Annotated in this window: 12 protein-coding genes, 1 tRNA gene and 2 pseudogenes; 7 read left to right on the top strand and 8 right to left on the bottom strand. The window is 69.7% G+C overall.

The window, feature by feature from the left end:
* Window positions 1-10 precede the first annotated feature (10 nt).
* A complete protein-coding gene (locus tag ACZ5ID_RS22085) occupies window positions 11-2,677 on the bottom strand; it encodes an RICIN domain-containing protein (RefSeq protein WP_468900496.1) in 2,667 nt (888 codons plus the stop codon).
* 199 nt (window positions 2,678-2,876) lie between these two features.
* A complete protein-coding gene (locus ACZ5ID_RS22080; RefSeq protein ID WP_468900493.1) occupies window positions 2,877-3,212 on the bottom strand; it encodes a deoxyxylulose-5-phosphate synthase in 336 nt (111 codons plus the stop codon).
* Between the two features lie 408 nt (window positions 3,213-3,620).
* Between ACZ5ID_RS22080 and ACZ5ID_RS22075 the strand changes: the two genes are divergently transcribed.
* The gene (locus ACZ5ID_RS22075) at window positions 3,621-3,932 is read left to right on the top strand and encodes a helix-turn-helix domain-containing protein (protein ID WP_468900491.1); all 312 of its coding nucleotides are present in this window, start codon (window positions 3,621-3,623) and stop codon (window positions 3,930-3,932) included.
* Window positions 3,933-3,982: 50 nt separating this feature from the next.
* Here ACZ5ID_RS22075 and ACZ5ID_RS22070 read toward each other — a convergent pair whose 3' ends face one another.
* The 4 genes from ACZ5ID_RS22070 to ACZ5ID_RS22055 all read right to left on the bottom strand — a co-directional run bounded on the left by ACZ5ID_RS22070 (window position 3,983) and on the right by ACZ5ID_RS22055 (window position 7,198).
* Window positions 3,983-4,207, bottom strand: a complete 225-nt coding sequence (locus ACZ5ID_RS22070) for a helix-turn-helix domain-containing protein (RefSeq protein ID WP_468900586.1) — start codon at window positions 4,205-4,207, stop codon at window positions 3,983-3,985.
* Between the two features lie 534 nt (window positions 4,208-4,741).
* The gene (locus ACZ5ID_RS22065; protein ID WP_468900489.1) at window positions 4,742-5,368 is read right to left on the bottom strand and encodes a hypothetical protein; all 627 of its coding nucleotides are present in this window, start codon (window positions 5,366-5,368) and stop codon (window positions 4,742-4,744) included.
* A 300-nt stretch (window positions 5,369-5,668) separates the two neighbouring features.
* Window positions 5,669-6,214 carry a Pycsar system effector family protein gene (locus tag ACZ5ID_RS22060; protein ID WP_468900486.1) on the bottom strand — a complete coding sequence of 182 codons (546 nt, stop codon included), beginning with the start codon at window positions 6,212-6,214 and terminating at the stop codon, window positions 5,669-5,671.
* A gap of 72 nt (window positions 6,215-6,286) precedes the next feature.
* Window positions 6,287-7,198 (bottom strand): hypothetical protein, encoded by a 912-nt coding sequence (locus ACZ5ID_RS22055; protein WP_468900483.1) that lies wholly within the window; start codon window positions 7,196-7,198, stop codon window positions 6,287-6,289.
* A gap of 233 nt (window positions 7,199-7,431) precedes the next feature.
* Here ACZ5ID_RS22055 and ACZ5ID_RS22050 point away from each other — a divergent pair.
* The 3 genes and pseudogenes from ACZ5ID_RS22050 to ACZ5ID_RS22040 all read left to right on the top strand — a co-directional run.
* Window positions 7,432-7,824: pseudogene (locus ACZ5ID_RS22050) on the top strand (replication initiator); the annotation flags it as partial.
* Window positions 7,821-8,009, top strand: a complete 189-nt coding sequence (locus tag ACZ5ID_RS22045) for a helix-turn-helix domain-containing protein (RefSeq protein ID WP_468900481.1) — start codon at window positions 7,821-7,823, stop codon at window positions 8,007-8,009. The pseudogene ACZ5ID_RS22050 and the gene ACZ5ID_RS22045, both read left to right, overlap by 4 nt.
* Window positions 8,009-9,158: pseudogene (locus ACZ5ID_RS22040) on the top strand (site-specific integrase). The gene ACZ5ID_RS22045 and the pseudogene ACZ5ID_RS22040 overlap by 1 nt, the downstream one beginning before the upstream one ends.
* Before the next feature lie 71 nt (window positions 9,159-9,229).
* Here ACZ5ID_RS22040 and ACZ5ID_RS22035 read toward each other — a convergent pair.
* A tRNA-Arg gene (locus ACZ5ID_RS22035) sits at window positions 9,230-9,302 on the bottom strand.
* 438 nt (window positions 9,303-9,740) lie between these two features.
* Between ACZ5ID_RS22035 and ACZ5ID_RS22030 the strand changes: the two genes are divergently transcribed.
* The 3 genes from ACZ5ID_RS22030 (at window position 9,741) to ACZ5ID_RS22020 (ending at window position 13,347) form a co-directional block, all read left to right on the top strand.
* A complete protein-coding gene (locus tag ACZ5ID_RS22030; RefSeq protein ID WP_468900479.1) occupies window positions 9,741-10,238 on the top strand; it encodes a PhzA/PhzB family protein in 498 nt (165 codons plus the stop codon).
* A gap of 60 nt (window positions 10,239-10,298) precedes the next feature.
* Window positions 10,299-11,132, top strand: coding sequence for a PhzF family phenazine biosynthesis protein (locus ACZ5ID_RS22025; protein ID WP_468900476.1), 834 nt, complete (start codon window positions 10,299-10,301; stop codon window positions 11,130-11,132).
* 196 nt (window positions 11,133-11,328) lie between these two features.
* The gene (locus ACZ5ID_RS22020; RefSeq protein ID WP_468900473.1) at window positions 11,329-13,347 is read left to right on the top strand and encodes a helix-turn-helix domain-containing protein; all 2,019 of its coding nucleotides are present in this window, start codon (window positions 11,329-11,331) and stop codon (window positions 13,345-13,347) included.
* On the opposite strand, the gene ACZ5ID_RS22015 is transcribed toward ACZ5ID_RS22020, so the two are convergent.
* Window positions 13,326-14,492 (bottom strand): IS701 family transposase, encoded by a 1,167-nt coding sequence (locus tag ACZ5ID_RS22015; protein ID WP_468900584.1) that lies wholly within the window; start codon window positions 14,490-14,492, stop codon window positions 13,326-13,328. The genes ACZ5ID_RS22020 and ACZ5ID_RS22015 overlap by 22 nt on opposite strands.
* Window positions 14,493-14,883: the final 391 nt, after the last annotated feature.

Here is a 14,883-nt window from a genome sequence, read left to right as displayed (position 1 = left end):
GGCGCCGGCGTCAGGACGGGTCGCCGTACAGCAGACCGCGTCCGTTGGTGCCGACGTACACACGGCCGTAGACGTCCGGGTCACCCGTGATGACACCGCTCCCGGCGAAGTTGCCCCACTGGTGGGCGTCGTCGTTGACGCGGAGCCAGGTGGCGCCCTTGTCGGTGGAGCGGAAGACCCCGGTGACGTCCTTGACCGTACCGATCAGGTAGAGGGCCTGGTAGGAGGCGCCGGGCGCGGCCTTGCCGAAGCCGAGCGCGGAGGCGGACCGCACGGAGCCGAGCGTGGTGAACGTACGGCCGCCGTCGGTCGAGTGCAGCAGCCCCTTGCCGCCGCCGGAGATCCACAGGTCCCCGGCGACGCCGGGAACGGCCGCGAGCCGGCCCTCGGGCAGACCGGTGGCGCGGGCGGTGAAGCGCGCCCCGCCGTCGGTGCTGGCGTAGAGCGTGCCACCGGAGAGCGAGTAGAAGGTCCCGGCGGCGGAACGGTCGGCGACGACCACGGCGCCGGTGCCCAGACCGCCCGCCCGCGACCAGCTCGCCCCCTTGTCGGTCGAGCGGTACGGGGCCTGACCCGCCTCGGTCCAGACGATGACGGAGCCGTCCGCCGAGAGCGCGACATGACCGCTGTCGGCGCCGCCCACCGGCTCCGACCCGAAGCCCCTCCAGGTGCTGCCGCCGTCGGTGGAGTAGCCGCCGTCCTGCGCGCCGCCCCGGCCGACGCGGACCATCACCGACGGGTTGGACTGGGCGAAGTCGATGTCGCTGCTGTTCGTCATCGCCGGGTTCTTCAGCTGCCCGGCGGGCACCTGGGTCAGCGAGTCGTGGCGGAAACCGCCCTGGTCGCCCATGGAGGTGATGACGGCGGCGCCACCGGGCGGGGCGACCGCGTCCGCCAGCGCGGTCTCCTCCAGCCCCCTGGCCCCCACGGTCCAGTGGCTGGTGCCGCCGCTGTCGACGGTGTCGGCGTCCTTGCTGCCCCAGATGCCGCTGCCGGTGCCGTACAGCACATGCCCCGAGTCGAAGGGGTCGATGGCCAGGGCGGTCATCCAGTGCCCGATGCCGGTACCGACGTAAGGAGCGCCGGAGGCGTCCCGTACCGACTTCGAGGACAGGGCCTTCCAGGTCCCACCGCCGTCGGTGGTCCGGTAGATCTCGTCCTGGGGCCACCAGCGGTCCAGGGTGGTGACCATCACCGTGGACGGCCTGCGCGGGTCGACGGCCAGGCCGGAGAACCCGTAACTGCCCCGGGACGGGGAGACGTCCTTCCAAGCGCCGCCCTTCGGCGTGTACTTCCACACCGAGCCGGCCGTCACCCCATTGGGCCCCAGGGTGTTGGTGTACGTCAGATACAGCGAGCCGTCACCGGAGAACACACCGTGCTGCGGCAGCTGCCCGGTGGGCTGCCCGGAGACGGCCTGCCAGGTGCCGCCGCCGTCGGTGGAGCGGTACAGGGAGGTGGACTTGTCGGCGACCCCCACATAGACCGTCCCGCTCCCGGCCGGCCCGTACGTCACGAAGGAGATGCCGGCGCCGCTGCTCGCCCCGCCCTTCACCGGGAACGAGGAGACCTGACCCCACGTCACGCCGTGGTCGGTGCTGCGCCACAGTCCGTTCTTACGGCTGCCCAGCAGCAGGGTGCCGGGGTTCGCCGGGTCGATCGCGAGCCGCTCCCCGGCGCCGCGCCCGTCCTCGTTGCCGCCGATCTTGAAGGGCAGCTCGGTGCGCTGGAAGGTGCGGCCCCGGTCGGTCGAGCGCAGGATCGCGCCGTTGCCCGCCCACTCGTTGGTGTAGGTGCCGGCGGCGAGGTAGAGCCGGCCGGGGTCGACGGGGTCGGTGGCCAGCGAGTCGATGCCCAGCAGGTTCCAGTCCTTCTCACCGATCCAGTCGGTCAGCGGGATCCACTGCCCGGCCCCGGTGTCCCAGCGGTAGGCGCCGCCCATGTCGGTGCGCGCGTACAGCAGGCCCTTCTCGCGCGGGTTGAACACCAGCCCGGTGACGTAACCGCCGCCGACCACTTGGGCGTTCTTCCAGCTGTACGGCCCGGCGGCGGCCGGCGTCTGCGCCCCGCCGCTCCCGCTGCTCCCGTTCCCGTTCGCGGGTGCCTCGGCGACCTTGACCAGTTTCCACTGCTGGTTGGTGCTGCCCCGGCCCGGATACTGGACGACGGCGGCGCCCTCGGCCGAGGAACCCCCCAGCACGTCCAGCACCTGCCCGCTCCGGCGGGAGGTGAGGGTGACGGCCCCGGAACCGCCCACGTCGTCGATCCGCCACTGCTGGGAGGCGGAGGCCCGGTCGGTCTGCTGCTCGGCGACGGCCGCCTCGGCGGCCGAGTCGCGCGCTATGCCGAGCACCTTGCCGCTGTTGCGGTTGACGAGCTCGTAGTAGCCGCCCCCGGCGGGCTTCAGCCTCCACTGCTGGTTGGCGGTGTGCTGGTCGGTCCACTGCTGGATACGCGTGCCGTCGGCGGTGGAGAAGGCGTTGACGTCCAGCACCTTGCCGCTGCGCACGGAGACCAGCTGGTAGTAGGCGTCACCGTCGACGGTCGCGGCCTGCGAGTCGTCCTGCACGAACAGGAAGTACGGCAGGACGATGGCGGGCACGCCGAGCAGCAGCCCGGTGGCGGTCCAACGACGACGATGCCGCCCGCGGCGCGCGCCGTGCATGGGGTTGTTCATGAGGGGGGTGTTCTCCTTGCAGCCGTTCACCAGAGACCCGACGACCCCGCCGACGGGAGCCGGGGGGTCTGGTTACTTGTGGTCGCTGGGGGGTGAAAGGTTGCCGGGGGGGGCGGGGTTTTTTTGGGGCCCGCGACGCCGCCGGGGTCGTGGAGGGGTCGCTGCGCGGCGCGGCGGGACCAGCCCCGGCTTTCGGCTGTCAGGGCAGGTCGCGACGGACGAGCGCCTGAGCGAAGGGTTCGCCGGTGGCCCGGGCATGGGCCATCCGCTGGCGCACCTCGCTGAGGGTGCGGGGGCGATAACCGGGCCCGCCGCAACAGCTCTTGTGGAAGCGCACACCGGCGTGCAGCAGCAGGGTGAGGGTGCGCCAGGCGGCGGTGTCCCGCCTCTTGGGCGCCGCGAAGGCGGAGCCGGCATGGATCAGCGGTTCGGCACAGCGCGGACAGACCCGGTCGTGGCTGTGGGAGGCGGGGTGGGGCTGCTTGTACGAGGCCCGGCAGGGCAGGCAAACGTACGAGGTCTTTCCATGGGCCATGCGGGAAGGGTAGGGCCGACGCGGGGTGAGGCTCGACGGGTTATCCCGGTGCCGGTGCCGGTGCCGGTGCCGGTGCCGGTGCCGGGCCGGCTGGCCGTTCGAGGGCACCAGGGCACCATGTGACAGCTTCCCGCTGTCGGCGTGGATCCTCTGTGCCGGATGCGTGCTGCGATACCGGAGGTCCTGCCGCCCATGCGGACGAAAGGGCCTCCGGCCAGGTGTTTCCTAGTGCCTGGCAGGATCCGAAACGGCCACCCCCTTTGGGCGTTCGATCCGTCTGCGTTGGTTCGCCGCTGTACGTAGCGCTGTCAGCAGCTGGACACTGTTGCCGTTGGCGAGCGACCCACCCGAGGGGGCGTTGCTCCATAACCTGTGAAGTGACGAGTTGCACAGAGATGGGACAAGGCCGTGTCACCTGATGCCACCCCGGACCCGTACGTCGACCCGATTAGGTTCGGTCAGAGGACGCAGATCCTGCGCGAACATCGCGGCATGAGCCGGGTCGTTCTGGCCGGCCTTGTCGGTAAGTCGCCGTCATGGGTGAAGCGGGTCGAGAACGGGCAACTCCAGGCGCCCGGCATCGACACGGTGATGTTGATCGCGGAAGCCCTGCGCGTCCGGGACCTCGCCGACCTCACCGGCCGACCGGACATGTCCGTCGAGCTGTTCATTGGCCCCGGCCATCCGAGGCTTGCCGCTGGCTGCGGCGCCGTTGCCTGATGTGATGTTGTCTCGGTCGCTACCAGTCGTCGACGGCGGCCGGGGCAGGGCTACAGCGCGACGAGCCCGGTGAACGGTACGCCGATGGCGTCGGCGGTGAGGATCAGCGAGTCGAGGAGGGGCGAGGCGTGGCCCTGCTCGATGCGGTTGTACGTCGCCCGGTCGATGCCGGTCCGCATGGCCACCTGCTCCTGCGTCAGCTCTCGGTGGAGCCGCGCGGCACGTGCCCACGCTCGCGGGCGCGTGATCAATTGTATGCAGGGCAGGCCCTGCATCGAGCTGTGGGCCAGAAGTACTTGTGCCATAAATCGAATCCGCGTTCCCGTAAATGGCGGGTAGCCTGGCCCCCAAAATGTGCCGGGTGTCCGTAGGCACCTTCGAGCCCGGCACCGGTCGGCCCCCCGCTCCTCGCGAGCGGGGGGCTGTTCCGCGTGCAGCCCACTCCCACCAGGGAAGTTCGCGTGATCGTTTAGGCGATATTTAGGAGATCGCCACGCGGGGGAGACCGATTCGAGGACGTGTCAGACCGTGCGCAGCACGGGAACCACAGCAAAGGGCCAGGGCGGGAAACGTGTCCCGACCTGGCCCTTTGCCGCGAAGTGGCTGGTAGTGCTGGTGCCCCCGGCAGGATTCGAACCTGCGACACCCGCTTTAGGAGTTCTATCGCCAGACTAGGCGAGCTCGCTGAACGGGCTCTCGTGGCTGTCTGCCACGCCAGTTGAGGTCGCCGCTGTCCTTCCTCGTCTGACGTCGTTGATGTCAGTTGGTGATGTCAGCCAGTACCAGCCGAAGGCGGCGGATCTCGCAGGTCACTCAAGCGGGACGCGAGCCACAGGGAGCTGCTCGTTGTGCTGCCACGTGAACGTGCGGTCCGGTTCGAGGCGGGCCTCTCCCCAGTGAATGGCATGGACGCCGTTCTCCGCATCGGCTGTGAAGAAGACGCAGACCAGCCTAGTGGTCGCCCCTAACTCCTCGAAGGCTTCGTGCAGGCCCAGGTACTCATCGGTCGCCAGGCTGTCGTCGAGGTCGAATAGCCCTTCTGGCGGTTGGGGCCCGTGAGCCCGAAACAACCGGCGCCGGGTGGGCGACGCGTTTGAAGGCAACCGAGCACGATCAAGTGGCCTCGGTCTGTCTGCGTATCGGAAGGGGAAGAAGGCGTGATCGTTGATCACTGCGTACTCGTATCCGCGCACGTCCCGTACTGACTCCTCCAGCTCCCGCGCTGTCTGTGCCAGGTGCTCACGCACCAACCCGGCAAGGGCCACGCCGTATGGGCTGCGCTTCTTCAGCCCCACCGCAAGATGTGCGGCATGCGCCTTCCCGTGCGCACTGGCCAACTGCATCGGCACGGCTGCCGTCAGTGCGCCGGCATGCTTCCCGAACTTCTCGATCGCCCAAGCTGATGGTGTTATTGACCCTCCACCCGACACGGACATTGCAGCGTCCCCCTTCGCCCGATCGCCCTGCCTCTCAACTGTGTGACACGTGAACAAACCACGTACAAGGGAGCGTTCTGGCCACTGCGCGCGCACATGGACCAGTCCTCTGAACAGCCACGACTGATCATCGGCGGCCGTGACCTGCGCCCGTCTACTGGATCACCGCTCTGAACTGCGGCTTAGCTGTCGCCAGTTGTCAGCGCTGGTCACCAACGAGCGCCCTTCCACGGTTCCAGGACGGCCCGGGAGGGCGCTTCGCGTGGGCTGGCGACACTTCCTTTCTCGTTGGACTGTCGACTAGCTGAGTACGCGCACAGTCGCTGAGACGGCCAGCAGTATGAGACCGACCAAGAGGAAGCGGATCGCAAGCCCACCCCAAAAGTATTTCTTATGCGCTACCTTGGAATTCGCCCAGCCTTGGGCTGCAATTTCCTTAACGAGGCCCTCTGGGTTTCCCGTAAGGATTAGGAGGGCGTCGATGTATGTACTGTCGACGGCATGGGCTCGCGCGGTATGGCTGAAATAGAGGTGGCTAATTGGCTCTTCCTTGGTGCGCAGCCTTGGCCAAAGGACGAGCCCTGCGCAAATACCTGCGGCAGTTAGAGAAAAACCGCTCAGGAGAAGCACAATGACCAGTAGGACACTTGGTCCGTGGAGTTCCTTCGAAAGGTTGTACAGCATGACCCCCGATGCAGCCGTCGCGGCAAGGGTAGCTCCTGCTTTCGCTTCGGCGTGTTTGATCCAGTCAATTACGAGCCCGAGGACCTTCCAAGCCTGATCTGGGTTCGGTGCGGATTTCGGGAGTGGGTCCTGCTGTGATTCCTTGGGTCTTCTGAAGGGCAAGGCATTTCCTGGTGGTCAGTGTCTAGTTCTAGCGCTCATGCAGGGGTCAAGGTGTCCGGTGCGTGGCGTCCGTTATCCGTTGATTCCCCTTCGGATCTGTCGTGCGTTCGCCTCGCGAAAGTTCATCACCGCAAGGTACTGGTCCCGCATCCCCGCATGCCTGAAGCTATCGAGGTCAGGCCGCTTCCATGAACCAGCACAGACCTTCTCGCAGTATGAGTCTCCGCAGTTCTCGCACCAAGAGCTGGTCAGGATGAGTCCCTGCTTATCGCTCCCTGAAACCTTGTCGACCTCGCGATCTTGCCACAGCTCGGTCGGCGATGACTCGCTGCAAGCGCACGAGTAGAACAGATATTCATTCTTCCGCACGGCATCGGCGATGGGCTTGGTTACGATCAGCTCGTGCGCTTTTGCCTGTTGTGAGCACTTGGCGGCGTAGTTCACCGCTCGACCCGCCCAGACTGGAGCGTTATGTGAGGTGCCTGAAATTCCAATCTTTTTGGCTAGGAGGTCGCTGATCGCGATCCCAACCTTGAAACCTGTCTGAGGTGGATCGTGCGGCCACTTTGATTCGAGCGCAGGTAGCAGAACGTGTTCACCAAAAGTCTTGATCGTAATTCCGGCACAGATTGCCCGATTGCGTGAGTAGTCGCCGACGAAAAGTCCGAAAGCTGCATCACCCTGGACGTCGATGAAGTCGGCACCAAAATCATCAAGGATTACGACAGCGGGCTTAATGGCTGACTCGTAGATTGAAGCGGTCGAGGCTTCCCACTTTCCTCGACGTAGATTCGTTGATCCAGCGAGATCGGCAAATACGCACGTAACCTTTGGGTACTTTCTCCACTTCGGAACATTGATGTAGAGGTCGGAGATGTCGATCTCGCCCTCGGTGTTGATGACGTCAGGCGTGGCTTTGAGTTGCTCGGCAACATGCTGGTCGAACGTCTGCATCATTGCTGAGACCGTGGGGCGATTGTTCATCTTGCAACCCTCCTTGGAGGGTCAGTATGACCATGTCGGCGGGCGCTTGTCCGGCTTTTGACGGCTTGGGTTCCGGGGCCATGAAGCACGCGCCGCGGGCCGACCGCCCCAGCCATAGAGGGTGTCTTCCTGGCCTTCGCCCGCATGCACGCAGCGGGCCGCCGGGCCCGGCCAGCCGGGGCGCAGACAGGAGGCACGCCGGGCCGCTGAGGCGGCCCGCGCCCGCGCTGTGCGCGGGCCTTGACCGCCACCAGATCCCCGACCACACCCGCCATCTCATCGAGGCGTGCAAGCACCTCGATCCGCTCTACCCGGAACGACGGCTGTGGGCCTGGGCTCACATGCTCGGCTTCCGCGGCCACTTCTCCTCCAAGTCGCGCCGCTACTCCACCACCCTCGGCGAACTCCGCCAGGCCCGAACCGACTTCCGCGCTGCACAAGAACGCGTAGCCCTCGGCCTCGAGGACCGAGAGCCGGACACCGTCCTCGTCCTGGCCGACTGGCAGTACCCCGGCCACGGCCACACCCCCGGCGAATCCGCCCTCGCCGCCACCATCGCCCGCGACCTCCAGCACAACCGCGAGGCCCTACGCGACCAACTCGCCCTGGAAGGAGCCGCAGCATGACCACCGCTACCGCTGAGCTGCTGACCGTGCCGGACGTCATGGCACGGCTCAAGCTCGGACGCTCGAAGGTCTACGACCTGATCCGCTCGCAACGCCTGATAACGATAAAGATCGACGGCGCTCGCCGTATCCCCGCCGACGCTGTACGGGACTTCATCCTCAGCCAGATCGAGGAGGCTGCCTGATGGCCGGACAGCGTAAGCGCAACCCCAACGGGGCAGGCACGATCACCAAGCGCAAGGACGGGCGTTTTCAGTGAGCCGTCTACGTCCTCCAACCGGACGGCACTCGGGCCCGCAAGTTCGCCTGCGGCAAGACGTGGGCAGAGTGTGATGCCAAGCGGCGCGAGCTGCTCGCCAAGGTCGACCAAGGCGTGCCCGTGCCAACCGGTCGGCCAAGCTCACGGAGTGGCTGCCGTACTGGCTGGACAACGTGATCAAGCCTCGACGGAAGCTCAGCACGTACGACAAGTACGAGACGCACGTCCGGCTCTGCCTCGTGCCGCTGCTCGGCTCGAAGCGGCTCGAATCCCTCGGCGTCGCCGACGTCCGTCGCTTCCTCATTCGGATGGAGAAGGAGACCACAGCAGCAACGGCCAAGGAGTCCAACCGCGTGCTGCGTTCCGCTCTGTCCTCGGCCTGCCACGAGGAGTTGATCGTGCGCAATGTCGCCAAGCTCGTCGAGCCGCCCCGTACGGACAACCGGGAGCTGAAGCCCTGGACGCTGGACGAGACGTTGGACTTCCTCGCGGCATCGCGTCGAGATCCGCTCTACGCGGCCTTCGTGCTCGCCATCGCCATGGGGCTCCGACGGGCGAGATCATCGGCCTCCGGTGGTCTGATCTCGACCTGGACAACCGCGTCCTCTACGTCCGGCAGCAGACCCAGCGCCGTCGCGGTGTCCTCTACGACGACGATCCCAAGAGCCGTCGTCGCCGGGTCATCCCGTTGCCCGCGCTCTGCATCGCCCCATTGCGCTGGCACCGGATGCGACAGTCGGCGGCGCGGAGGATGGCGGGGGAGCAGTGGCAGGAGTCGGGATACGTCTTCACCACCCGCACCGGCCGCCAGGTCGAGCCGTGGAACGTCTACCGCTCCTTCACCCGAGTCGCCGAATCCGCCGGCCTCCGCGTGATCCGGCTGCATGACGCTCGGCACGGCACCGCCACCCTGCTCACGGCGGCCGGAGCCGCGCCCCGCGTCGTGATGGAGATCCTGGGCCACTCGCAGATCAGCATCACCATGGACGTGTACAGGCACGTCGTGCAGGACACTCAGCGCGAGGCCATGAACCACATGGACCGGCTGCTCAGGAAGCGGCCCGGTCGTCAGTGACCGTGCTCGTTGATGTCAGAAGTGGATGTCAAAGGCCACCTAGGAACGTTCCTAGGTGGCCTTGTCCCTTGTGCCCCCGGCAGGATTCGAACCTGCGACACCCGCTTTAGGAGAGCGGTGCTCTATCCCCTGAGCTACGGAGGCGTACCCGGGTCGCCCGTCGTAGGCAGCCCAGGACAGGGTAGCGGATGGTGCTGGGAGGACGGGGCGGGCGGGCCGGTGTGGGGGCGGAGTGGGGATCACCTCGTGTCCGGTGCGTTGTGCGGCGGCGGCTCCCCGGCCGTAGCCCCCAGCGCGCACCCCGCAGCGCGCACCCCCCAGCGCGCACCCCGCAGCGCCCACCCGTGCCCCCCCGCCCGGAGCGCCTCGGAGCGGAAGCCCCCGGGCCCTCCCCGGACCCGTACTCCGTCAGGTCCGCCCCCCGTCTGCCCCGTACCTGCCAAAGTCCCCGGCGTGCGGTTGCCGGCGCGGCGGGACCCGGCACAGGGTCGCGGTACGGCACGGCACCCGTGGCCCCCGGCCCGGCCCCGCCCGGCCGCAGGCCGAACCCGTACGCCGACGCAGTACTTGGAGGATCGCGCGATGTCCGAGACCACCCGGCCGCACACGTTCCAGGACGACGACGCCGCCGCCGAGGTCCGGCGGAGCAATCGGGCCGTTGTCGAGCAGTACATGAACTGCCGCGGTGAGGACCGGCTCCGGCGTCATCTGCTCTTCACCGAGGACGGTGTCGGCGGTCTGTGGACTACCGACACCGGCGAGCCCATCGCCATCCGGGGGCGCGACACCCTCGGCGAGCACGCCGTGTGGTCGCTGAAGTGCTTCCCCGACTGGGCGTGGATCAACGTGGAGATCTTCGAGACGCAGGACCCGGACCGGTTCTGGGTGGAGTGCGACGGCGAGGGGAAGATCCTCTTCCCGGGCTACCCCGAGGGGTACTACCGGAACCACTTCCTCCACTCCTTTGAGTTCGAGAACGGGAAGATCAAGCTGCAACGGGAGTTCATGAACCCCAACCAGCAGCTCCGCGCCCTGGGCATCCCCGTCCCGGTGGTGAAGCGGGAGGGCATCCCCACCTGAGCCCCCACCTGAACCCCCACCCGAGCCCCGCCCGCGCCCCGCCCAAGGAGCCGCCGTTCCATGCATGAGTACACCGTCGTGGACGCCTTCGCCCGTACCCCGCTCGAAGGCAACCCGGTCGCCGTCTTCTTCGACGCCGGGGATCTGTCGGCCCAGGTGATGCAGCGGATCGCCAAGGAGATGAACCTCTCCGAGTGCACCTTCCTGCTCCCCGCCCGGCACGGCGGCGACGCGCACGTGCGGATCTTCACGCCCGTCAACGAGCTGCCGTTCGCCGGGCATCCCATCCTCGGCACCGCGGTCGCCGTCGGGCGCCCGCGCAAGGCCGACCGGCTGGTCCTGGAGACCGCCATGGGCGCGATCCCCTTCGAGCTGGTCCACGGCGACGACGCCACCTCCGTACGGATGGCCCAGCCCGTGCCCGTCTGGGAGCCGTACGAGCACGCCGACGCGCTGCTCGCGGCCCTCGGGCTCGACACCTCGGTCACGCCCGTCGAGGCCTACCGCAACGGGCCCCGGCACGTCCTCGTCGGTCTGGGGAGCGTCGAGGCGCTCTCCGCGCTGACCCCGGACCACCACGCGCTGCGCGCCTTCCCCGACATGTCGGCGTACTGCTTCGCGGGGTCCGGCACGCAGTGGCGCGCACGGATGTTCTCCCCGGCGTACGGCGTCGTCGAGGACGCGGCGACCGGCTCCGCCGCCGGCCCCGTCGCCATCCATCTGGCACGCCACGGCCTCGCCTCCTACGGCCAGGACCTGGAGATCCTCCAGGGCGTCGAGATGGGCCGCCCGTCCCCGATGTACGCGAACGTCGAGGGCGAGGGGGAGAAGGTCCGCGCGGTGCACGTCGGCGGTCACGGGGCGGTCCTCGCGCGCGGCACGATCTACGTGTAGAGCGCGGCACGGTCTACGTGTAGGGCGGGCGCGGTCTCTTCCCGCGCCCCGCCCCCGTCCGCCCCACCTCGCGCCCCGCTCAAGCCGCGCTCCCCGCCCTGGTCAGGGCCCTTGACCCGCCCTTGACCCGTCCTACTCGGGAACGTAGGTTCGATGGGGGCTCGTGCCCTCTTCCGAGCCTATGGGGGGCGGCGGCATGGCGGACGGCAAGGCGCTATCGGACTCCCCGGCCCTGGTCGTTCTGGAACTGCTCGCCATCGACGCGCCGCCGGGCCACTTTCAGGAGCTGCTCGACCGTGCCCGCCGCGAAAAACTGCCGCCCGCCCCGCTGGAGGAGTGGGAGAGGGCGACCCGGCTCGCCCTGAAGATCCAGGCCTCCGGTCATCAGCGCCGGCAACGGGAGTCGGTGATGGCCGACTTGGTCGACACCGTCCACGACATGACCATCCCCTACGACCCCGACAGCCTGCTGGAGGTCATCACCAGCCGCGCCCGCAGGCTGCTCGGGTTCGACATGGCGTACATCAGTCTGCGTACGCCCGGCGGCGGTTCGTACGTCCACAGTTCGGACGGTGACACCACCTCGCTCAACATCGGGCTGGTGGTCGAGCGGAGCCGTGGTCTCGGTGAGCTGGCGCACGAGAGCGGCGCGCCCGCCTGGACCTCCGACTACCTCAACGACGACCGCATCCCGCACGGCGAGCAGCTCGACGCGGTCGTCCGGGCCGAGGGTCTGCACGCCATCCTGGTGGTGCCGATCCGTCAGGGGGGCGCGTCCATAGGGGCGTTGTACGGGGCCGACCGGGTCGTGCGGCACTTCACCCCCGACGAGATCAGCGTCATGCGGTACCTGGCGGACTTCGCCGCGGTCGCCCTGGAGAAGGCCCGGCTGCTGGAACGTTCGCGGCGGGAGATCGTCGCGCTGGAGTCGGCGGGCGTCCGCGCCGAGGCCGCCATCGCGCGGCTGCGGCAGCTCGCCGACGCCCGGGCGGCACTGGCCGCGCTGGTGCTGGGCGGCGCCGACCCGCAGGAGCTGGCCGAGGCCGCCGCCTCGGCGCTCGGCGCCGGACTCGTGGTGAGCGACGGCTGCGGGCGCGTCCTCGCGGGCGCCGGCCGGGCGCCCGACCTCGACGAGGAGTGGATACGAGAAGCGGCCCTGGAGGCGCACGCGGCGGGCGGCCCGGTGCGCGTCACCCCGGGTGTCTGGGCCGCGCCCGTCGGCGCGGGCGGGGAGCCCGGCCTCGTGCTGCTGCGGACCGGGCGGAAGGCGGCGGAGGACGGGCGTAAGCCCACCGAGAAGGAGCCGGAGCCCACCGATGACGAGCGGGCCTTCCTCGGGTTCGTGGGGCAGGCGGTGGCGCTGCTGCTCGCCGTGCGGCGCAGCACGGCCGGGGCCGAGGGGCCGCCCCGCGAGGAGTTCTTCGACACCCTGCTCACCACCACCGCCACCACCGCGCAGTCGCCGGACCAACTCGCCCGCCAGGCCCGGCAGCTGGGCCTGGACCCGGACGCGCCGCACGTCGTGGTGGTGGCCCGGCCGAACGGCGAGGAGCACGGCAAGGCCGTGGTGTGGGCGTCTTCGTACGCCTACCGCGGCTCGGGGCTGATGAAGGCGCGGGACGGCGACATCGTGCTGCTGCTGCCCGGCGCCGACGCCTCGGCCGTCGCCCGCGCGGTGTCCGGCGAGCTGTCGCCGCTGCTCGCCGAGCCCGTCACGGTGGCCTCGGCGGGCCCCGCCGACTCGCTCGCCTCGGTGGCCCCGGTGCACCAGGAGGCGCTGCGCTGCCTCGACGCGCTGCTCGCGCTGGACGGCGCGGGCAGCGCCGCATCCCTCGACGACCTGGGCTTCCTCGGGCTGCTGCTCTCCGACGACCAGGACGTCGACGGGTTCGTCGCCTCCGTCCTCGGACCGGTCCTCGACCACGACGCCGAGCGGATGACGCGGCTGGTGGAGACGGTGGAGGCGTACTTCGCCGCGGGCAGCAGTCCCACCCGCGCGGCGGGCGGTCTGCACGTCCACCCCAACACGGTCACCCGCCGCCTGGAACGCATCACCGAGCTCCTCGGCCCCGGCTGGCAGCGGCCCGAGCGCGCCACCGAGGCGCAGCTCGCGTTACGGCTGCTGCGCGCCCGGGACGTGCTGCGCCGCCGGCGCGAGGCGGTGCCCGGCAGACGGGAGAGCGCCGGGGGGCCTCAGGACACCTTGGGGAAGTAGCCCTCCACCGGCCCGCGGCGCGCGGTCAGGACGTGCAGGGCGTGGGCCGCCGAGGCGAGCGTCATATGGCAGTGCCAGCCCCGCAGGGAGCGCCCCTCGAAGTCCCGCAGCCCCGCCCGGTCGCCGTGCTCGGCGAAGTCCCGGCCGACCCGGTCGGTCAGCCGGGTCAGGCCCAGCAGGGTGGCGGCGGGCACCCCGCCCATGTTGGTCAGCCACAGCCCGCTGGGCGCCCCGTGCGGCTGCCGCCACTCCCCGAGCAGTGCCAGAGCGCCCTCGCGGGCGTCCCGTGGCACCGGTGTCCCGCCCGGCAGCCCCACCCGTACCTTGACCGCGGCGGTGTGCCGTACGCCCGAGGGGGCGGCCGGGTCGAACCCGCCGACCCGCTGGCGGCGGCCCCGGACCGAGTCGAGGATGCGGTGCGCCGGCAGCGCGCCCGTGCCGAACCGGGCCGGGGCGGGCTCCTCCACGGTGAATCGCGCCCCCGATCCGACGCGCACGAGCACCGGCACCCCGGCCGCGCCGAACCGCCGTACCACCGCCTCCGAGTCGCGTGCGGGCAGATCGAGGACCACGGGCAGCAGCGGGGCGCCGTGCAGGTCCGCGAAGTCCAGCGCCGCGGTGGTGGCGCACTCCTCGGGCGTCTCACCGGTGTGGCCGCGGTACCTTCCGCCGGGCGCGCCCGGGGCCGTATCCTCGCCCCGCCCCTCCGGCAGGACCAGCCGCCAGTTCACCGGCGCCGCCGCCTCCGGGGAGGCGCACCACACCCCGAAGGCCTGCTGGCCGTGGAACATCTGGTTGCGGTGGAGGTCGAAGCCGCGGCCCACGCCCACCGAGTGGCGGCCGGACTTGGGGATCGGGGTCTGCCGCACCACCCAGGCCCGTGGGGCGATGAGGTGGCCGAGCCAGCAGGCCAGCGCCTCGCGCACCGGCCGCCACTCCCAGGTGGAGTTGCAGATGAAGTGGTGGAGGGTCTGCTCCAGGGTGGGATCGCCCAGGCAGGCCGCCACGTTGCGGATGGAGCGGCGCCCCTTCGCCGTGAGCAGCCCGCGCAGATACTGCTCCCCCTTGTGGCGCTGGTCCCGCCTGGGCAGGGACGCGAACAGCGTGCTGCTCATGTCCCTGAGCATGAACTCGCGCTCGTACATCACCGCGGGCGAGGTGCGTTGCACCGCGGCGGCGGGACGGTGTCGGGCGGGCCTCGTACTGCCGGCGGGAACGTTCACGGGAACCCCCTGGAAGCTCTGGGCGGCCGGTCGGAGCCACCCCTTCGACAATGGCCGGGGCCCGGGGGAGGGGCGAGGTGCACGGGGCACCCCGTCGCGCCGCCGGGTGGGTGGCTCGCCACTGCCGGCCCGCCCGCGCACTCCTTCCCCGCGGGACGCCACGCGCCACCGTGCGCCCCGATGGTGACTGGACCACCGCCGCCCCCGGCGCCGGGGGCGGGGCGTTTCCTCCCGCCGGTACGGGAGCGGCGCGGCGGGGAGGGCCGCTCGGAACCACTCGGACGGACACTCCGTCAAGTCCGGCCCATGTTCG

The organism is Streptomyces sp. NPDC031670, from assembly GCF_055580545.1.
Note: the sequence above shows the minus strand (reverse complement) of the source record. Positions and strands in the feature narration are given on the sequence as shown.